Genomic DNA, 18,039 nt, shown 5'->3' with positions numbered 1-18,039 from the left:
GGGAACTTAACTTGGCAGACATCGGCAAAGATATCGAACGCCCGCTCGGACAGTCGCTGCCGGCCAAGCGCTCCGCGCGCCGCGGCATCGGCGGCGGCACCCTTGCCGCCGCGGTCGCCGTGCTTGCCGTGATCGGCGTCTCCGGCGCGATCGCGCTGCGTGAAAAGCCGTTCCGCAAGCCGGAAGAGGTCGCGGTCTCGACGCCGAAGGTCGTCGCCGCTCCCGCCACACCCGCGCCGCCTCCCGCACCGGCTCCGGTCGCGGCGACGACGCCACAGGCCAGCACGCCGATGAAGAGCGGCGGGCCGCAGATCATCCACGTCCAGACCGAGGAGGGCGACGGGCCACCGAAGGCGGCGATCGTCATCCGCGATCCCTCGACACTCGGGCAGAATCTCAAAATCGCCCACATTCCGGATAGGGCGCTGATCGAGGCCAGCGACACCGGTCCGCTGCCGATGCGGTCCGCTGACGGCAGGCGGCCCTTCGACGTCTATGCGCGGCCGTGGTCGGGGGCGCGCGGGGCGCGTGTTGCGATCGTCATCGGCGGACTCGCCGTGTCGCAGACCGGTACGCAAGCGGCGATCGCCAAGCTGCCAGCCGAGGTGACGCTGGCCTTCGCGCCGCAAGGCAACAGCATTGGCCGCTGGATGCAGGCGGCAAGGCAGAGCGGGCACGAGATCGTCATGCAGGTGCCGCTCGAGCCGTTCGATTATCCCAATGTCAACCCCGGTCGCAACACGCTGACGGTGTCGGCCAGCCCGGACGAGAACCTGAAGAGCCTGCGCTGGGCGCTGTCCAGGACCACGAATTATGCCGGGGTCATGAACTATATGGGCGCGCGCTTTTCAGCCGACACGAAGGCGATGGAACCGTTCATGGCCGAGCTCGGCAAGCGGGGACTTGCCTATGTCGACGACGGGTCTTCCGCGCGCAGCGTCGCGCCTGAGCTTGCCTTGAAGGACGGCGTGCCGTTCGTCGCCGGCGACATGGCGATCGATGCCGTGCAGGATCGCGGCGAAATCCTGAAGAAGCTGGACAGCCTTGAGGCGACGGCTCGGGCCAAGGGCAGCGCGGTCGGCATCGGTTCGGCGTTCGACATCACCGTCGACACGGTGACGTCCTGGATCGCGGAAGCGAAGAAGCGCGGCATCGAGATCGTGCCGATCTCGGCGGTGGCGATCGATCCGCAAAAGGGGTAACAGCCGTCTTGATAATTCTACTCCGGCGGGCATCTGGCGGCGTTTTCTGCGCTTCCGGTGCTCGCGTACTTTAAGTACGCTCCGCTCCGGTTCTCGAAACCACTCGCCACCTGCCTCGCCGGAGCGAATTCTCAAAACGGCTGTATAATCCAATGACTAAGAAGATCGATCCCGAAACGCTGCCTTACCGTCCCTGCGTCGGGCTGATGATCCTCAACAAGGCCGGCCTGGTCTGGGTCGGGCACCGCATCGCCGAGGCGGACAGCGAATTCGCCGGCACGACGCAGCTTTGGCAGATGCCGCAAGGCGGCATCGACAAGGGCGAAGAGCCGATCGAGGCCGCCGGGCGCGAACTCTACGAGGAAACCGGCATGCGCAGCGTGTCGCTGCTTGCCGAAGCGCCGCATTGGATCAATTACGACCTGCCGCCGCATCTGGTCGGCGTCGCCTTCAAGGGCCGCTATCGCGGCCAGACGCAGAAATGGTTCGCCTATCGCTTCGAGGGCGACGAGAGCGAGATCGCGATCAACCCGCCGCCCGGCGGCCACACGGCCGAATTCGACGAATGGGCGTGGCGGCCGATGCGGGAGCTGCCCGAACTGATCGTGCCGTTCAAGCGCAAGGTCTATGAGCAGGTGGTGGCGGCGTTCGAGCACCTGGCTTCCTGACTGGCCTCATCCAGCCCGGTTGTCGCGGCGGCTCCATGGCCGTATTGATGGCCGATGCAATGAGCGGGGGTCGCCATGAGCGACGACACCGGACGCGGTTTTCCGGCACATGACGCAAACAGCGGTTCGACGGTCAGCGAGGCGGCCGCCGGCGGGATCCTGACGATCGACCTTGGCGCCATCCGGGAAAACTACCGCCGGCTGAAGGCGCGGCTGAGCGGCGCCCGCTGCGCCGGCGTGCTCAAGGCCGACGGCTATGGGCTCGGCGCCGCCCAAGTGGCTTCGGCGCTGGCGAAAGAGGGCTGCGACATCTTCTTCGTCGCGCTGCTCGGCGAGGGCATCGCGCTGCGCAAGGCGATCGGCCACGGGCCGGACATCTTCGTGCTGAACGGACTGCCTCCGGGTTCGGAAGCGGAAGCCCTGGCGGCCGGGCTTTGCCCGGTCATCAACAGCGCCGTTCAACTGAAGGCCTGGCGCGAGACGGCGCGGGGCGCAGGGCGGAGCCTGCCGGCCGCCATCCAGGTCGATAGCGGCATGGCCCGACTCGGCATGGCGCCGGCGGAGGTCGAGACGGTCGCGTGCGAGGCCGGCGCCTTCGACGGCATCGACATCCGTTTCGTGATGAGCCATCTCGCCCGCGCCGATGAGCCGCAGCAGGGGGCGAACGAGAAGCAGCGGCTGGAATTCGAGCGGCTGCGCAAGCTGCTGCCCCTGGCGCCCGCCTCCCTGGCCAATTCGTCCGGCATCTTTCTCGGGCCGGAATATCATTACGACCTCGCCCGCCCGGGGGCCGCGCTCTACGGCGTCAACCCGACGCCTCACGCGCCCAACCCGATGCTCCCGGTGATACGCCTGCAGGCCAAGGTGGCGCAAACGCGCGAGATCGGTGCCGGAACCGGCATCGGCTACGGCCACACCCACCAGGCGGACGGACCGCTCAGGCTGGCGACCATCTCGCTGGGCTATGGCGACGGCTGGCACCGGCGCGCCGCTTCGGCCGCCTGGTTCGAGGGCGTGCGGTTGCCCTTCGTCGGCCGCGTGTCGATGGACTCGATCATCCTCGATATTTCGGCGCTCCCGGCCGGCCGGCTCGGCGAGGGCGATCTCGTCGAGCTCATCGGCCCGTCGCAAAGCGTCGACGACGCGGCTGGCCACGCCGGCACGATCGGCTACGAGGTGCTGACCAGCCTGGGTGCGCGCTTTCACCGCCGTTACATCGGCGGTTGAGACAAGGCGCCTTGCTTGACAAGCCGAGGCTTCTCAGCAAGGTTCGGGGCATGAGCAACCTCGCTTACATCAAAACCTGCTTCAGGGTTTGCCCCATCGCGGGAGCGTAGCCCCGGCGTGGCCGCCAATGCCGGCAGCCGCGTGAACCGGGGCGTTTAATTCCAGACATTTTCATCGAGCCCGCGGCCCTTGCGGCCGGGCTTTGTTTGCCGCCTTCAACGTGGCGGCTTGCGCGCATTCGGGCAACCGATGCGCCAGCATATGAGGTATGCCATGCATGCAGCAACGCAATCGCGTTCGCGAAACACCATCCTTGTCAGCGCGGCGGACCACGACCGGCTGAGCAGCCTCGCCAGGGCCTTTCTCGACCGCGTGCCCGATATGGCTGAGGACCTGCTTGCCGAGATGGATCGCGCCAGGGTCGCCACTGAGGCGGCAATGCCTGCCGACGTGGTGCGGATGGGCTCGACGGTGACGCTTCAGCATCCGGAGGGAGGCATTCAGACGGTGACGCTGGTCTATCCGGCGGAGGCCGACATCGCCGAAAGACGCATATCGGTGCTGACGCCGCTTGGAACGGCGCTGATCGGCGCGCGGGCCGGCGGCACGGTTTCCTGGCGCAGCCGCGACAGCCGGGTTCTCTCGGCAACGATCGACGCCGTCGAGCCATCGGGGAGGGTGCCATGACCAGGATCGTCTACCGCCTGACGGCCAAGGACTTCGCGGTGATCGAGGCGATGCTGATGCGCCGTCGCGCGTTTGCCGATCCGATCGCACCGATGCTCGAACGCAAGCTCGCCGAAAGCCGGGTCATTGCGACGGGGGCCGTCGAGCCCGACCTTGCGACGCTGAACAGCCGGGTGATCTTCCGTGTCGACGGCGGTTCATCGCAAACGCGCACGCTGGTGCAGGCCGAAGCATCCGCTCCCGTCGGCTCCGGCCTGCCGGTCGCCACATGGCACGGCCTCTGCCTGCTTGGCATGAAGGCGGGCCAATCGGTATTGGCCGAGCGGCCCGACGGCCCTGCCGAGGAGGTCCTTCTCGAGGACGTGGCCTATCAGCCGGAAGCGGCGCGGCGGGAAGCACAGGAGCGCGCAGCCGAACGCCCTCATCATGTCCTCAAGCTGGTCCACAGCGCACCCGCCAATGACTGGCCACTTGGCGGGCGCGGCAAAATCCGGCAGACAAATGGGGACGATCCGGGCCCTTCCGCGGCATGATCGGCCTTTGAGGGAACCTAGAATGAAAGTCATCGTGCTGGGCGGCGGCGTGATCGGGGTCACCACCGCCTATTTCCTCACCGAGGCCGGTCATGAAGTGACCGTCTACGATCGACAGCCGGGACCGGCGCTCGAAACCAGCTTCGCCAATGCCGGCGAAGTGTCGCCCGGCTATGCCTCGCCCTGGGCCGGGCCGGGCATCCCGGTGAAAGCCGTCAAATGGCTGTTGATGAAATACGGGCCGCTGGTGGTGCGACCGGCTTTCGACCCGAATATGTGGACGTGGCTGCTCAAGATGCTGCGCAACTGCACGGCCGAGCGCTACGCGCTCAACAAATCGCGCATGGTGCCGCTTGCCGAATACAGCCGCGACACACTGAAAGCGCTGCGCGAAGCGACCGGCATCACCTACGACGAACGGGCCAAAGGCACGCTACAGCTCTTCCGCAAGCAGAAGCAGCTCGACGGCACCGGCGGCGATGTCGAGGTGCTGAAGAAATACGGCGTGCCCTACGAGATCCTCGACCGCGATGGCTGTGTCGCCGCCGAGCCGGCGCTTGCGGCGGTGCGCGACAAATTCGTCGGCGGACTCAGGCTTCCGGGCGACGAGACCGGCGACTGCAAGATGTTCACCGACAAGCTTGCCGAGCTGTGCGTGGCGCGCGGCGTGACCTTCGAATTCGGCTCGACCATCCGGCGCATCGTCAGGAACCGCAATCGCCTCACCAATGTGCTTACCGACAACGGATGGAGAACCGCGGACGCGTTCGTGATGGCGATGGGCAGCTATTCGGCACAATTCATGCGCTCGCTGGGGCGGCCGATTCCGGTCTATCCGGTGAAGGGCTATTCGATCACCGTGCCGATCAGCAATGCCGAGGCCGCGCCGGTGTCGACCGTCATGGACGAGACCTACAAGGTGGCGATCACCAGGCTCGGCGACCGCATCCGCGTCGGCGGCACGGCGGAGATTTCGGGCTATGATCTTCGCCTGCATGAATCGCGCCGCCGCACGCTCGAACACTCGGTCGGCGATCTCTTCCCCGGCGGCGGCGACCTCAAGGCGGCGAGCTTCTGGTGCGGCTTGCGGCCGATGACACCCGACGGACCGCCCTTGGTCGGACTGAGCGAGGTTGCCAACCTCTACCTCAACACCGGCCACGGCACGCTCGGCTGGACCATGGCCTGCGGCTCGGCCAAGGTGCTGGCCGACATCATGTCGAACCGGGTGCCGGAGATCAACGCGCGCGATCTGAGCCCGGAGCGGTATCTGAAGCCTATCTAACCGCGTCGCGTCGGTGCGGACTGAAGGCGCGCTTCAATCCCTCAGAACGCCTCCTGGACCCATTTGTTGCTGAACAGCAGCCGGTAGGCCCAGCCGATCGTGACATCGGTGGCGACCGGGCGCGAATGGGCGAGGTAATCGTCATAGACCGGCTTCATGCGGCGATAGAATGCCGGATCGAGCACGACCATGCCGTTCTCCGAGTCATGGAAGAAGCTGCGGTTGTTGAGGTTGACCGAGGAGATGGCGACCAGCCTCTCATCGATCATCATGATCTTGGAATGCAGCACGACATCCGGCGCCTTGAACTCGCGGATGTTGATGCGGTCGCCATATTTCTCGACGAACAGCTTGTTGAGCGCGGTGAGGAACCGGCCGCCGATATCGCCCTTGAGATCGATGCGGCCGACGACGTCGATCTTCACGCCCCTGGCCAGCGCCCGGTCGAAGGCCCGGGCGATATCGGGTGTCAGGTTAAGGTAGGGATTGACGATCTCGATGCTATGCTCGGCGTTGTCGATCAATTCGACGAAATAGGCCTCCAGCGCGTGCCCGTCCTCATAGGGCACGGAAATGAAATGCCGCGCCACGCCGCGCGGGGCCGCGCCGGAACGAACCGGGACGGAGAACGGCCGCGACAGGTTGGTGTTGGCATCGCGCAGCCAGACGGTCGACAAATGCGCGGCCAGCGTCTCGACGGTCGCCGGGTCGGCGATCTCTATGTCGAAGTCGCTCCAGTTGGAATAGTAATTCAGCGAGAGGCCGTCGGTCTTGCCGTATTGTTCCAGCTCCGGGTAGCGGGTCAGGTCGACCGGTTTGTGGAACAGAAAACCGTCATGGATGTTGCGGCCGCCGATGATGACGCGGGACCGGCTGGGGTCTTCGGCCAAAGTCGCCAGCATCTTGACATGATGGACCCTGTGCAGTTGTGCGATCTGCTCGTCAAAGGGCGCGCCGTGATCGGCCTGCCAGCGATATTCCTGCAGCTCGACATTGGGGAATTCGGCTGCCAGCCGGTGCAGCATGGCGTCGTCCTTCTCCCGCTCCAGCACGTCGGTGACCAGGATGCGCACCTTGGTGCCCCGCGCCGCGTGATGGCGGATCAGCCGCTCCATCACGCGACCGGAGAAATCCGCTTTGAATTCCAGCGACGACAGATAGATCAGCCTGAGCTTCGGCGCGTTGGAGAAATCGAGCGGCAGCTCGGGATCGGCCTTCTCGAAGGCGCTGTCCGGCAGCGTCCTGCCGAGCAAGGCTTCGACCTTGGCGTTGAAGCCGTCGCGCGATTTGCGAAGCAAGGTCGGCGACCCCAATGGCAGCGCGCAGGTCTGCGACAGCCAGCGGCCGGCATAAAAGGCGCGGTCGAGCTCCTCCATCCCCGCCGGATCGGGCACCGGACAGCGGTCGTAGCGGCTGTCGAGCTTCGCGATCCATGGATCGGCGGTCTCCTCCCGCAGCAGGATCAGCGGCGCGCCGGCCGGTGCCAGCGCCGAGGTGACGCGAAGATCGCAGCGGGTCAGCGCTTCGGCGGGAAACAGGCTGACCGAGGTTTCCGCGGCCGGCAGCCTCAGATGAAACGGCGAGGCCTTGGCGACCGTGGTGGACCGGCCCGATGCCCGGATCGCGAGCGGGCCGTTGCAGGTGCCGCCGATGTCGACAGGCTGTTGGCCTGCCTGGCGCAGCACGATCTCGACCGAACGCGCCTGCAGGCCGGAGAAACTGAAGGTCTTGGGCGACAAAGGCCGCGCGGCGGCATCGAGATAGAGCGTCTGCCGCGACATGCGCCAGCGGCCGGTGAACCGGCCTTCGCCCGGCTTGCCTTGTGTCGGCGTGAGCTCGGGGTCGCCGAGCGGTCGGGCCAACCGTTGCAGCGCCGCATAGGTAGCATGGAAGCCGCTGTTCTGGACATCGCGCCAGTCGCGGCCGAAGCGGCCTGTGCCGTTGGCGCGGTCGAGCGCATCGAGGCGGCTCTGGGCGAGCAGCGCCTGGAATTGCTTCTCGTAGGCACTGTTGCCGTCGCTCGCGAAATAGTGCGGCGCGGCGATCTGGGCGCCGCTGCCGTCCGCCGAGACGGGCAGGCGGCCGCAGGCGTCGTCGCCCGGAAAGAAGGCGCAGGCCGAATGTCCAGGCATGCCGGCGCAACCGGCAAGTGCCGCCAGCGCCAGTCCAAGCAATGGCTTGGTGAGAGCCGATTTGAGGCTCATCCAGCCGCTCCGTTCATGGCCTTGAGCTCGGCAGGATCGCGCGGCGGCAGGAACCCTTGCGGAAAGATCCTGCAGACGGGAAAGGCGAAGGTGGCGATCAGCAGCTCAGCCTCGCTGCGCATCTTGCGCGGCGCCGTCCTGTCGTCGCGGATCTTCCTGGCGGAGGCGACGAGCGCGCCGTCGCAGTCGCAATGATTATGCCGGGCAATGTAGCAGGCGTCGTGGACCCGGCAGGCGGCATCGAGACGATCGACCGGCTTTGCCGAAAGATCGCCGGTGCGCGTGCCAGGGCCGCAATAATTGCCGATGACGAAAGGCGAGGGGCGCGACATGGCATAGCGGATCGGCTTCGGCAGCTCGGCTTGCGGAAGCTTCGCCCAGGGGTTGGCGCAGCCCGACAGGAAAAGCAGCGGCAGAATGGCAAGAACGGCTCGCATTTCTCCGCCGGCGTTCCGAAGATGTCCCCAGAGCGTTTCACCTTTCACGGAAACGGCGAACAGCTCTATCCCTTTGGTTTGGCGCAATTCCTGGAATTGCTCCAGCGCTCCATCGTGGCATGGCGAAGCGCGCCGGTGCCACAGTCGCCGAATTTGTGGCGCAGGCAAGGCGGCAACGACCAACTGCCTGTGATAGGATCGGCGGCAGCGAGGGGATTTTGGATGCGTCTTTTTCTTTTGACGACGGCGGCCGCATATCTGACCTGCGCCTCGGCGGCGTTTGCCGCGGACAAGACCGTTCACGATAGGGAGCACGGCTTTTCACTGGCCTATCCCGAGGAATGGGCGAGCGAAACCGCCTTTGACAATACCATTCGGCTCAAGGTCAAATCCGGCGAAGGAGGACTCACCTGCCGCGTGTCGGAAAGTGCCTACGATCCGACCGCTCCCGACAATCCACCCGACGTCAGGGCGTTCATGGAGGAAGATTGGCAGGTGAGCAACTGGCAGACCATAGTCGGTGTCGCCTATCAGTCGGCAGCCTTCCGCCAGGACAGGTTGGCGCATTTCCCGGACGGCTATCCGGTGCGGATCGCCGACATGGATTTCCACTATGCTGACGAAAATGTCAGCTTCTACGGCCATTCCCGCATAGCGCTGACGCTGCGCAGCTCGCATTACGGCTTCGTCGATTGCGGGGTCGCGGGCGACAATTCCGAAGAGGTAGAGCGGAAATGGGCGCCGCTTGCGGATGAGGCCGAGAAGATCGTGAGCTCGTTCGTGCTCGACGCGGATTAAACAAACAGGCTGCGTTCCCGCTCCACCGCCTTGGTTATGAAGTTGGCGACCAGCTGGACGCGGCGCAGCGGCCTGACCGATTCATGATAGACCAGCCAGTAGGCGCGGCGGATGGGCGCGACGATGTCGACCGGCACCAGCTCCGGCATCGAACGGGCGACGAAAGTGTGCAGGATACCGATGCCGGCGCCGGAGCGCACCGCTTCGGCCTGGCCGAGTGCCGAGGAGATGGCGAAGCTGGTGCGCCATTCGGGACTGAACTCGGCGGCATAGTCGAGCGAGGGGCTGACGATGAGGTCCGGCACGTAGCCGATCAGCGTGTGCCGGCCGAGCTCGGCCGGCACTTTCGGCAGGCCATTGGCTTCGGCATAGCTGCGGGAGGCGAAGAGGCCCAGCGTATAGTCGACCAGCTTGCCGGCCACCAGCCGCCCTTCGGTCGGCCGCTCGACGGTGATCGCGATATCGGCTTCGCGTCTGGACAGCGAGAAGGAACGCGGCACCGGCACCAGCTGGATGGTGAGCTCGCGGTGCAAAGCGGTCAGTTCGCCCAGCCGCTTTGCCAGGAAAGCGACGCCGAAGCCGTCCGGCGCGCCGATGCGAACCGTGCCCGAAACGTCGTCGCCCTCGCCGGCAATGGTCGAGCGCGCGGCGATCATGTCGCCTTCCATGCGCTCGGCAATGTCGAGGAAGCGCTCGCCGGCCGGCGTCAGCTCGCTGCCGGTGGTCAAGCGGCGGAAGAGCTTTGTGCGCAGCGCCTCCTCGAGCGCGGCGATGCGGCGCGAGACGGTGGCGTGGTTGAGCTCCAGGCGCTTGGCCGCGCCGAGGATCTGGCCAGCGCGCGCCACGGCGAGAAAGATGCGGACGTCATCCCAGTTCATGGGGGTGGTCCTGATTAGGAGCGGGCGCTGCGTTCCCGCCAACCCCCCTCTGGCCTGCCGGCCATCTCCCCCGCAAGGGGGGAGATTGGCAGCTTCCTCGACGGCGCGTCCTCTCAAGCGTTGGTAATTGGCGAAAGCGGGCGTGACGGCCGATCTCCCCCCTTACGGGGGAGATGTCCGGCAGGACAGAGGGGGGTGTGAAGGAACTCAACCTTCGATCCTTTCGACATGTCGCCATTTGCGACAATTAATGCACACGCCCCGGTCGATGTCTATTTTCCGCACAACGGTTGCGATCTTCCTCGCGTTGCCATCGCCGCCGCAAAGGCGGACAATGCGATCATCACCAAGACAGGGAGAGAAGGCATGATCGAATACGGTCATTTCATCGGCGGCAAGCGTGTCGCCGGCACCAGCGGCCGCAAGCAGGATGTGATGCAGCCGATGGACGGCTCCGTGCGCGGCACGGTGGCGCTCGCCTCGCAGGCGGAGCTGCGCGCCGCGGTCGAGAATGCCAAGGCGGCGCAGCCGAAATGGGCCGCCACCAACCCGCAGCGCCGCGTGCGCGTGCTGATGAAGTTCCTCGAGCTGGTCCAGCGCGACTATGACGAGCTGGCCGACATTCTGGCGCGCGAGCACGGCAAGACGATCGCCGATGCGCGCGGCGACATCCAGCGCGGCCTCGAAGTGGTCGAGGTCTGCATCGGCGCGCCGCATATGATGAAGGGCGAGTTCACCGACGGGGCAGGCCCCGGCATCGACACCTATTCGATGCGCCAGCCGCTCGGCGTCGTCGCCGGCATCACGCCGTTCAATTTCCCGGCCATGATCCCGCTGTGGAAGATCGCCCCGGCGATCGCCTGCGGCAACGCCTTCATCCTGAAGCCTTCGGAGCGCGATCCGGGCGTGCCGCTCCGCATCGCCGAGCTGTTCATCGAGGCCGGCCTGCCGGAAGGCGTGCTCAACGTCGTCAACGGCGACAAGGAAGTTGTCGACGCCATCCTCGACGATCCCGACATCAAGGCCGTCGGCTTTGTCGGCTCGACGCCGATCGCCCAGTACATCTATGCGCGCGGCTGCGCGGCCGGTAAGCGCGTGCAGTGCTTCGGCGGTGCCAAGAACCACATGATCATCATGCCCGACGCCGATATGGACCAGACCGTCGACGCCCTGGTCGGCGCCGGCTACGGGTCGGCCGGCGAGCGCTGCATGGCGATCTCGGTGGCAGTCCCGGTCGGCAACGACACCGCCAACCGGCTGATGGAAAAGCTGGTGCCGCGCGTCGAAAGCCTGAAGGTCGGCCCCTCGACGGATTCTTCCGCCGATTTCGGCCCGCTGGTGACGGCACAGGCGCTGGAGCGCGTGAAGGGCTATGTCGATATCGGAGTCAAGGAAGGCGCCAAGCTCGTCGTCGACGGCCGCGGCTTCAAGATGCAGGGCTACGAGAACGGCTACTATATGGGCGGCTGCCTGTTCGACAACGTGACCGCCGACATGCGCATCTACAAGGAAGAGATCTTCGGGCCGGTGCTCTCGGTGGTGCGCGCGCCGCGCTACGAGGACGCCATCAAGCTCGCCAACGACCACGAAATGGGCAACGGCGTCGCCATCTTCACCCGCGACGGCGACGCCGCGCGTGACTTCGCCTCGCGCGTCCAGGTCGGCATGGTCGGCATCAACGTGCCGATCCCGGTTCCGATCGCCTATTACACGTTCGGCGGCTGGAAGGCGTCATCCTTCGGCGATCTCAACCAGCACGGCCCGGACGCGTTCCGCTTCTACACCAAGACCAAGACGGTCACCTCGCGCTGGCCGTCCGGCATCAAGGACGGGGCGGAATTCGTCATCCCGACGATGAACTAGCCGGGCGATTTTCCAATCGACTCTAAGGAAGCGCGGTGCAAACCGCGCTTCTTTTTTGAGTCATCCGCGTTCCGGACGTGGCGCTCCGACTGCCGCTTTTGCTGGTTCGCAGCCCAGCCGGATAAATGATCTACGTCACGGCACGTCGACAGAACATCCGCACCTTCTAATAATTTCCATCGCCGTGTGATGGAACCAACAGACCACCATCCGCCTTAGGCTGTATTCCTGCCATGCGTGCAGGCAACCAAGCAGCGCCGGTTCAAGCCGGGGTTCTCGTCTGGCGCGAGGAGGTGTCAGATGACACGATTTGTTGTGGCAATGTTGGCAGCGGCGGCGATGACTGCTGGAGCCGCGCCGGCGAGCGCGGCGGCGCAATGCGCGGCGCGCGCCGACATCATCAAGGCCCTTGGCGACAAGTTCCACGAAACCGAGGCCGGGCGCGGCCTGATCAATCCGAACGTCGTGCTCGAGATCTTCGTCTCGGAACAGGGCAGCTGGACGGTGCTCGCTTCCGACACCAAGGGCCAGAGCTGCGTGCTCTCCGTCGGCGAGGGCTGGGACAGCCCGACGATCACGGCGGCGATGCCGGGCGCCTGAGGGGCCAGGAACTGGGCTGAGCGCCGCAACGGCCCTGCTGTCGAGTGCCAAGCTGCACCAGGAAAACGCTTTGCGCGGCACCGCTTGTTTGCGGAGCGGGGCTTCACCATATCGAATCCAGGGAGTCATGATCTCCCGACGACAGACCGGAAACCCAGAAGGAGTGACGTGATGAAGACGTCCAATCCGGCCTGGAGCCTTCCGGCACACTGAGGCGGCCGAATGTGCCTCCCTTGCCGGAATGCGAAGGCGAAGGAGGTGCCCCATGGCACGCGAATTTTCGTTTCGATGGATCAAGCTGGCAGCCGCTGGCGCCATGATGGCGCTGCCGGCCGTTCCAGCGCGGGCGCAAGTCATCTGCGGCGGCCATGATTATCTGGTCGCGAGGCTGGCGGAGGCATTCGAAGAGAAGCGGCTGGGCTATGGCGTGGCCGGACAAGCCGCCATCTTCGAGGTGTTCGTCTCGGCAAGCGGAAGCTGGACCATCCTGATGACCGACGTCAAAAACCAGAGCTGCATCCTGGCCGCCGGCGAGGGGTGGGAAGATACGCTGGCCACTCCGGTCTGGCAGCCGGGCGGCTGAGGACGCTTGCTCAGCGCGTCGCGGCGACCTCGGCGTGGCCGCGCAGCAGCGCCATCAGTTTCTTGGCGTCCTTGGCGGCTGCCTCCTCGTCGCCGTCGAGGATGGAACGGATCAGCGCGACGTGGTGCTCGGCCGATTCAGCGAGGCCGGTGTCGGCCTTGTAGCGATACCAGAAGCGGCGGCTGTGGGTCTGCAAGGGGGCGGCGACACGCGCCGCGAAGGGGTTGTCGGCGGCGATGGCCAGCGCCTCGTCGAGCGCCTTGTCGGCCTGGATGAAGGCAAGCACGTTGCCCGAGATCACCGCCTTTTGCATCGCCAGAGCCGCCTCATGGAACAGGTCGGCGGCCTCGCGGGTGACGAAGCGGGCGGCCGAGCGGGCGAGCACGACTTCAATGCCGCGCCGCGCATCCAGCACCCGGAGCCAGTCGCCGGCGTGCAGCGGCGCGACGGCTATGCCCGCGCGGGGCCTGATGTCGAGAAGCCCTTCCCAGGCCAGCCGCTGGATCGCTTCGCGCACCGGCGTGCGTCCGAGACCCAGCCGGTCGATCAGCGCGCCTTCGGTGACGAAGCTCGACGGCGCAAGCTCGAGCGTGACAATCATGTGCTCCAGCGTGCGATAGGCCTTGGTCGCGGCCGGCTCGAACGTCGCGTTCGCGTCAGCGGATATCAGCGGGGAGATCAATGGCAGGCTCCTGATATATTTTTCATATATCATAACGGATTCAGCGTTGACGAGCCAGCTCTTAATAGATATACGGCTGATATATCAATTGGAGAGACTGCCATGTGGAGCGGAGTTTTCCCTGCCGTCACGACCAAATTCACTGCTGACGACCGCCTCGACCACGCCGAGATGGAGCGCTGCTATTCCCTGCAGATGGAGGCCGGCTGCGACGGTATCATCGTCTGCGGCTCGCTCGGCGAGGGGCCGATGCTGTCGCCAGACGAGAAGATCGAGGTGCTGCAGACGGCGCAGAAAGTCGCAGGCAAGAAGCCGGTGCTTTTGACCGTCAACGAGCCCGGCACGCGCGAGGCGGCTGCTATCGCCAGGCGCGCCGCCAAGGAAGGCGCCGACGGGCTGATGGTGGTGCCGAGCCCGATCTACCACACCGACCCGCAAGAGACGGTCGCGGCGCTCCGCGCCGTGGCGGAAGCCGGCGATCTGCCGGTGATGATCTATTCCAACCGGCTCGCCTATCGCGTCGACGTGACCGTCGAGCTGATGGAGGAGCTGGCGTCCGACAAGCGCTTCGTCGCCATCAAGGAATCCTCCGACGACATCCGCCGTTCGACCGAGATCATCAACCGATTGGGCGACCGCTACGACCTCTTCACCGGCGTCGACAATCTCGCCTTCGAGGCGCTGTCGGTCGGCGCCATCGGCTGGGTCGCCGGCCTGGTCACCGCCTTCCCGAGCGAGACGGTCGCAATTTACCAACTGATGCGGCAAGGTCGTCGAGAGGAGGCGCTGGCGATCTATCGCTGGTTCCGGCCCTTGCTCGACCTCGATGTCTCGACCCATCTGGTCCAAAATATCAAGCTTGCCGAAGTGCTGGCGATCGGTACGAATGACCGCGTGCGCATGCCGCGCCAGCCGCTGTCGGGCGAACGCCGCAAGGCGGTCGAAAAGATCGTCCGGGATGCGCTGGCGGTGCAGCCGAAGCTGCCGTCGCTGCAGACGTCTCCCCGATCGACGGACAAGTTGGTGGCGGCCGAATAAGAGGTAGCATTCTCGTGCAGGGAAATTCCGAGGAGGAGAGCGGCCCGTCATCCGCCCTTCGAGCACCTTCTCCCCGTTCGCAGGGAGAAGCGGAAGACATCGCCATCATCGGCGGCGGCATCATCGGCATCTGCGCCGCGACCCTGCTCTCGGAAGCGGGGTGCAGCGTCACCGTCTTCGACCGCACCGGCATTTGCGAGGAGACGAGTTCCGGCAATGCCGCCGCCTTCGCCTTCTCCGACGTGCTGCCGCTGGCGCATAAGGGAATGATCAGGCAATTGCCGAAATGGCTCGCCGACCCGCTCGGGCCGTTGGCCATTCCGCCGGCCTATCTGCCCAAACTCCTGCCCTGGCTGATCCGCTTCTGGCGGGCGGGCGCGGCGAAGCACTATGAGACCAGCCTTGCCACGCAGGCCGGCATGATGAAGCTCGCCGAGACCGAATGGATGGGGCTGCTCGACCGCTCCGGCACGCGGCCGATGCTGCGCGAGGATGGTTCGCTGGAATTTTATGAGAGCGAGGCCGAGTTTCGCGCCTCGCTGCCCGGTTGGGCCGAGCGCCAGCGTTTCGGCATCGGCTTCCGCCATGTCGAGGGCGATGAGATGGCCGCGCTCCAGCCGGGTCTTTCGCCGCGCTTCGTCAAGGGCACGTTCGTGCCGGGTTGGAAGACGGTCGCCGATCCGAAGCTGCTCGGCAAGGCGGTCTGGGCCTATGCGGAAAAACTCGGCGCCCGGTTCGAGCACGCGCGGGTCGAGCGCGTCGAGCCTGGCGCAAACGGCGCCACGATCGTGCTCGCCGACGGCACCAGGCGCAAGGCAAGGAAGCTCCTGATCGCCGCGGGAGCCTGGTCGCATCTTCTGGCAAAACATCTCGGCGACCGCATCCCGCTCGAAACCGAGCGCGGCTACAACACGACGCTGCCGGCATCGGCCTTCGATGTGAAGCGGCAGCTGATCTTTTCCGGACATGGCTTCGTCATCACGCCGCTCCAAACGGGCCTGCGCGTCGGTGGCGCCGTCGAGCTCGGCGGCATCGAGCGGCCGCCGAATTTCGCCCGTTCGAAGGCGATGCTTGAGAAGGCGAAGCGTTTCCTGCCGGGGCTCGACCCGTCGGGCGGCCGCGAGTGGATGGGTTTTCGTCCGTCACTGCCGGATTCCCTGCCGGTGATCGGCGCGGCGCGGGCGCCGAACGTCTACTATGCTTTCGGCCACGGCCATCTCGGCTTGACCCAGTCGGCGGCAACCGGCCGCTTGATCCGCGATCTCGTTCTCGGGCAGACTCCGCCGCTCGATCTCACCCCTTTCCGTCCGCAACGGTTCTGATAGTCAGGAAGCATCATGGCCAAAAAATCCTTCTTCTGCATCGACGGCCACACCTGCGGCAATCCGGTGCGTCTGGTCGCCGGCGGCGGGCCGCCGCTCGAGGGCGCGACGATGATGGAGCGGCGAGCGCATTTCCTCGCCGAATATGACTGGATCCGCACCGGGCTGATGTTCGAGCCGCGCGGCCATGACGTGATGTCGGGCTCGATCCTCTATCCGCCGACGCGCGAGGATTGCGACATCGCCATCCTGTTCATCGAGACGTCGGGTTGCCTGCCGATGTGCGGCCATGGCACGATCGGCACCGTCACGATGGCCATCGAGCACGGGCTGGTGAAGCCGAAGACGCCGGGCGTGCTGAGGCTGGACACGCCGGCCGGCCTGGTTGTCGCCGAATACAGCCAGGTCGGCGAATATGTCGAGGAGGTGCGCATCACCAACGTGCCGTCCTTCCTCTATGCCGAAGGCCTGACCGTAGAATGCCCGGTGCTTGGCGAGATCAGCGTCGACGTCGCCTATGGCGGCAATTTCTACGCCATCGTCGAGCCGCAGAAGAATTACCGGGACATGGCAGACCATTCAGCCGGCGACCTCATCGCCTGGAGCCCGGTGGTACGGCAGCGCCTCAATGAGAAATACTCCTTCGTGCATCCGGAGAACCCCGGCATCAACCGGCTGTCGCATATGCTGTGGACCGGCAAGCCGAAACATGCCGAAGCCGACGCCCGCAATGCCGTGTTCTATGGCGACAAGGCGATCGACCGCTCGCCTTGCGGCACCGGCACCTCGGCGCGCATGGCGCAACTTCATGCCAAGGGCAAGCTCAAGCCCGGCGACAATTTCGTGCATGAATCGATCATCGGCTCGCTGTTCAAGGGCAGGGTCGAAAGAGAGGTCAGCGTGGCGGGCAAGCCGGCGATCATTCCCTCGATCGGCGGCTGGGCACGGATGACGGGGCTCAACACCATCTTCATCGACGACCGAGATCCGTTCGCGCATGGGTTCATCGTGACGTGATCGTCAGCCGGAATATCCAATCGGCTGCGGTCAGGCCTCGGTTTTGACCGAGACCTGATCGCGGAACCATTCGGCGAACCTGGCCTCGGCAGACGAGGGTTGCGCCGACATCGTCAGGAAATAACCCTTGTCGTCGTCGGTCGAAATATCGGAGAGGACAACGAGGTCGCCGCGCCTCAGCTCTTCGCGAAAAACCTCGACCGGGCACAACGCTATACCGTGCCCGGCAATGACCGCCGTCGCCAGTATGTTGAAATCGGCAAAAACCGGGCCGCTCCCAACATCGCGCCCTTTGACCCCGGCCTTGGAAAACCATTCCTGCCAGCCCTGGCGCGTCTCGTCATGCAACAGGTCGGCCGCCGCGATCGCCGCCGCCGTTTCCAGCCGCCCCTTCCGCGCAAGATAGTGCGGGCTGCAGGCAGGCCGGCTTATGCGGGAAAACAGCTTGAGGCTCATGACATGCGGCGAGGGATCTGCGCCGAGGGTGATCAGGACGTCGTTGTCGTCATCGAGCCGATCTTCGGCCTTGGCGTAAGCCACCCGATCGCGATCTCGGGATGGCGCGCCGTGAAGTCCGACAGGCGCGGCACCAGCCAGCGGCTGGCGATCGAGGGAATGCAGCCCACCGACAGCGATGCCTGGGCGGCGTTTCTGCGAATGCGGCGGCAGGTCGCGCCCAATTCCGTCAGCGCCGCGCTCGCGGACGCCTGCAGGATCAGCCCGGCCTCCGTCAGGCGCACCTTGCGGGCGTCGCGTTGAAACAATGCGACGCCGAGCCATTCCTCCAGCCGCCTTATCTGGTGGCTAATGGCAGGGTGGGTGACGTGGAGCTCTTCGCCGGCAGCCGAGAAACTAAGATGGCGAGCGGTCGCCTCAAAGGCTCGGATCGCGTTCAGCGGCAGATAATCCATCTGTAAAATTCTCTAACAGGAAAAGCCAAAATCCGTCATTTGAAGCACGACCTGACCTGAGTCATTGATTAGGGGGCGGCAGCATAAAATCTAGGCGGGCTGGA

Annotated in this window: 17 protein-coding genes and 1 pseudogene; 13 read left to right on the top strand and 5 right to left on the bottom strand. The window is 65.4% G+C overall.

Annotated features, from left to right (window positions below):
- Window positions 1-11: 11 nt before the first annotated feature.
- From P9273_RS28000 to P9273_RS27975, 6 genes are all read left to right on the top strand, one after another.
- Window positions 12-1,202, top strand: a complete 1,191-nt coding sequence (locus P9273_RS28000; protein ID WP_278051671.1) for a divergent polysaccharide deacetylase family protein — start codon at window positions 12-14, stop codon at window positions 1,200-1,202.
- A 152-nt stretch (window positions 1,203-1,354) separates the two neighbouring features.
- Window positions 1,355-1,870: an RNA pyrophosphohydrolase gene (locus P9273_RS27995; protein ID WP_041004581.1), complete on the top strand. Its 516-nt coding sequence runs from the start codon at window positions 1,355-1,357 to the stop codon at window positions 1,868-1,870.
- A gap of 75 nt (window positions 1,871-1,945) precedes the next feature.
- A complete protein-coding gene (alr, locus tag P9273_RS27990; RefSeq protein WP_278051670.1) occupies window positions 1,946-3,097 on the top strand; it encodes an alanine racemase in 1,152 nt (383 codons plus the stop codon).
- Between the two features lie 273 nt (window positions 3,098-3,370).
- Window positions 3,371-3,784 (top strand): nucleoside diphosphate kinase regulator, encoded by a 414-nt coding sequence (gene rnk, locus P9273_RS27985; RefSeq protein ID WP_278051669.1) that lies wholly within the window; start codon window positions 3,371-3,373, stop codon window positions 3,782-3,784.
- Complete coding sequence (locus tag P9273_RS27980; RefSeq protein WP_278051667.1) at window positions 3,781-4,317, top strand: nucleoside-diphosphate kinase; 537 nt, start codon at window positions 3,781-3,783, stop codon at window positions 4,315-4,317. The genes rnk and P9273_RS27980 overlap by 4 nt, the downstream gene beginning before the upstream one ends.
- Window positions 4,211-5,602 (top strand): D-amino acid dehydrogenase, encoded by a 1,392-nt coding sequence (locus P9273_RS27975; RefSeq protein WP_278051666.1) that lies wholly within the window; start codon window positions 4,211-4,213, stop codon window positions 5,600-5,602. The genes P9273_RS27980 and P9273_RS27975 overlap by 107 nt, the downstream gene beginning before the upstream one ends.
- A 41-nt stretch (window positions 5,603-5,643) precedes the next feature.
- On the opposite strand, the gene P9273_RS27970 is transcribed toward P9273_RS27975, so the two are convergent.
- Both P9273_RS27970 and P9273_RS27965 read right to left on the bottom strand, forming a co-directional pair.
- Entirely contained in the window at window positions 5,644-7,806 is a 2,163-nt protein-coding gene (locus P9273_RS27970; protein WP_278051665.1) for a phospholipase D-like domain-containing protein, read from the bottom strand.
- A complete protein-coding gene (locus P9273_RS27965; protein WP_278051664.1) occupies window positions 7,803-8,243 on the bottom strand; it encodes a hypothetical protein in 441 nt (146 codons plus the stop codon). Before P9273_RS27965 ends, P9273_RS27970 begins: the two co-directional genes overlap by 4 nt.
- A 222-nt stretch (window positions 8,244-8,465) precedes the next feature.
- Between P9273_RS27965 and P9273_RS27960 the strand changes: the two genes are divergently transcribed.
- The gene (locus tag P9273_RS27960; protein ID WP_278051663.1) at window positions 8,466-9,041 is read left to right on the top strand and encodes a hypothetical protein; all 576 of its coding nucleotides are present in this window, start codon (window positions 8,466-8,468) and stop codon (window positions 9,039-9,041) included.
- On the opposite strand, the gene P9273_RS27955 is transcribed toward P9273_RS27960, so the two are convergent.
- Window positions 9,038-9,919 carry a LysR family transcriptional regulator gene (locus P9273_RS27955; RefSeq protein WP_041004595.1) on the bottom strand — a complete coding sequence of 294 codons (882 nt, stop codon included), beginning with the start codon at window positions 9,917-9,919 and terminating at the stop codon, window positions 9,038-9,040. The two genes, P9273_RS27960 and P9273_RS27955, sit on opposite strands and share 4 nt — an antisense overlap.
- A gap of 366 nt (window positions 9,920-10,285) precedes the next feature.
- On the opposite strand from P9273_RS27955, the gene P9273_RS27950 reads away from it, so the two are divergent.
- From P9273_RS27950 to P9273_RS27940, 3 genes are all read left to right on the top strand, one after another.
- Window positions 10,286-11,782, top strand: a complete 1,497-nt coding sequence (locus P9273_RS27950; RefSeq protein WP_041004793.1) for a CoA-acylating methylmalonate-semialdehyde dehydrogenase — start codon at window positions 10,286-10,288, stop codon at window positions 11,780-11,782.
- A 300-nt stretch (window positions 11,783-12,082) separates the two neighbouring features.
- Window positions 12,083-12,382, top strand: coding sequence for a hypothetical protein (locus tag P9273_RS27945; protein WP_278051662.1), 300 nt, complete (start codon window positions 12,083-12,085; stop codon window positions 12,380-12,382).
- Window positions 12,383-12,647: 265 nt separating this feature from the next.
- Window positions 12,648-12,965: a hypothetical protein gene (locus P9273_RS27940; protein ID WP_278051661.1), complete on the top strand. Its 318-nt coding sequence runs from the start codon at window positions 12,648-12,650 to the stop codon at window positions 12,963-12,965.
- A 10-nt stretch (window positions 12,966-12,975) separates the two neighbouring features.
- Here P9273_RS27940 and P9273_RS27935 read toward each other — a convergent pair whose 3' ends face one another.
- Window positions 12,976-13,680: a GntR family transcriptional regulator gene (locus P9273_RS27935; protein WP_278051660.1), complete on the bottom strand. Its 705-nt coding sequence runs from the start codon at window positions 13,678-13,680 to the stop codon at window positions 12,976-12,978.
- Window positions 13,681-13,749: 69 nt separating this feature from the next.
- Between P9273_RS27935 and P9273_RS27930 the strand changes: the two genes are divergently transcribed.
- Genes P9273_RS27930 through P9273_RS27920 form a run of 3 tightly spaced genes read left to right on the top strand, consistent with a single transcriptional unit; the run spans window position 13,750 to window position 17,024 of the window.
- The gene (locus P9273_RS27930) at window positions 13,750-14,685 is read left to right on the top strand and encodes a dihydrodipicolinate synthase family protein (RefSeq protein WP_278051659.1); all 936 of its coding nucleotides are present in this window, start codon (window positions 13,750-13,752) and stop codon (window positions 14,683-14,685) included.
- A 14-nt stretch (window positions 14,686-14,699) separates the two neighbouring features.
- Window positions 14,700-16,007: an NAD(P)/FAD-dependent oxidoreductase gene (locus tag P9273_RS27925; protein ID WP_278051658.1), complete on the top strand. Its 1,308-nt coding sequence runs from the start codon at window positions 14,700-14,702 to the stop codon at window positions 16,005-16,007.
- A gap of 15 nt (window positions 16,008-16,022) precedes the next feature.
- Window positions 16,023-17,024: a 4-hydroxyproline epimerase gene (locus tag P9273_RS27920; RefSeq protein ID WP_278051656.1), complete on the top strand. Its 1,002-nt coding sequence runs from the start codon at window positions 16,023-16,025 to the stop codon at window positions 17,022-17,024.
- 30 nt (window positions 17,025-17,054) lie between these two features.
- Here P9273_RS27920 and P9273_RS32440 read toward each other — a convergent pair.
- Window positions 17,055-17,935: pseudogene (locus P9273_RS32440) on the bottom strand (LysR substrate-binding domain-containing protein).
- Window positions 17,936-18,039: the final 104 nt, after the last annotated feature.

It is taken from the genome of Mesorhizobium sp. WSM4935, from assembly GCF_029625735.1.
Classification (GTDB): Bacteria; Pseudomonadota; Alphaproteobacteria; order Rhizobiales; family Rhizobiaceae; genus Mesorhizobium.
This window is presented reverse-complemented; position numbering and strand designations above follow the sequence as displayed.

What these genes read in the sequence shown, in the direction of transcription:
- P9273_RS27995 (WP_041004581.1), top strand. Translation starts at nt 1,355, where the DNA reads ATGACTAAGAAGATCGATCCCGAAACGCTGCCTTACCGTCCCTGCGTC.
- alr (WP_278051670.1), top strand. Translation starts at nt 1,946, where the DNA reads ATGAGCGACGACACCGGACGCGGTTTTCCGGCACATGACGCAAACAGC.
- rnk (WP_278051669.1), top strand. Translation starts at nt 3,371, where the DNA reads ATGCATGCAGCAACGCAATCGCGTTCGCGAAACACCATCCTTGTCAGC.
- P9273_RS27980 (WP_278051667.1), top strand. Translation starts at nt 3,781, where the DNA reads ATGACCAGGATCGTCTACCGCCTGACGGCCAAGGACTTCGCGGTGATC.
- P9273_RS27975 (WP_278051666.1), top strand. Translation starts at nt 4,211, where the DNA reads ATGTCCTCAAGCTGGTCCACAGCGCACCCGCCAATGACTGGCCACTTG.
- P9273_RS27970 (WP_278051665.1), bottom strand. Translation starts at nt 7,806, where the DNA reads ATGAGCCTCAAATCGGCTCTCACCAAGCCATTGCTTGGACTGGCGCTG.
- P9273_RS27965 (WP_278051664.1), bottom strand. Translation starts at nt 8,243, where the DNA reads ATGCGAGCCGTTCTTGCCATTCTGCCGCTGCTTTTCCTGTCGGGCTGC.
- P9273_RS27960 (WP_278051663.1), top strand. Translation starts at nt 8,466, where the DNA reads ATGCGTCTTTTTCTTTTGACGACGGCGGCCGCATATCTGACCTGCGCC.
- P9273_RS27955 (WP_041004595.1), bottom strand. Translation starts at nt 9,919, where the DNA reads ATGAACTGGGATGACGTCCGCATCTTTCTCGCCGTGGCGCGCGCTGGC.
- P9273_RS27950 (WP_041004793.1), top strand. Translation starts at nt 10,286, where the DNA reads ATGATCGAATACGGTCATTTCATCGGCGGCAAGCGTGTCGCCGGCACC.
- P9273_RS27945 (WP_278051662.1), top strand. Translation starts at nt 12,083, where the DNA reads ATGACACGATTTGTTGTGGCAATGTTGGCAGCGGCGGCGATGACTGCT.
- P9273_RS27940 (WP_278051661.1), top strand. Translation starts at nt 12,648, where the DNA reads ATGGCACGCGAATTTTCGTTTCGATGGATCAAGCTGGCAGCCGCTGGC.
- P9273_RS27935 (WP_278051660.1), bottom strand. Translation starts at nt 13,680, where the DNA reads ATGATATATGAAAAATATATCAGGAGCCTGCCATTGATCTCCCCGCTG.
- P9273_RS27930 (WP_278051659.1), top strand. Translation starts at nt 13,750, where the DNA reads ATGTGGAGCGGAGTTTTCCCTGCCGTCACGACCAAATTCACTGCTGAC.
- P9273_RS27920 (WP_278051656.1), top strand. Translation starts at nt 16,023, where the DNA reads ATGGCCAAAAAATCCTTCTTCTGCATCGACGGCCACACCTGCGGCAAT.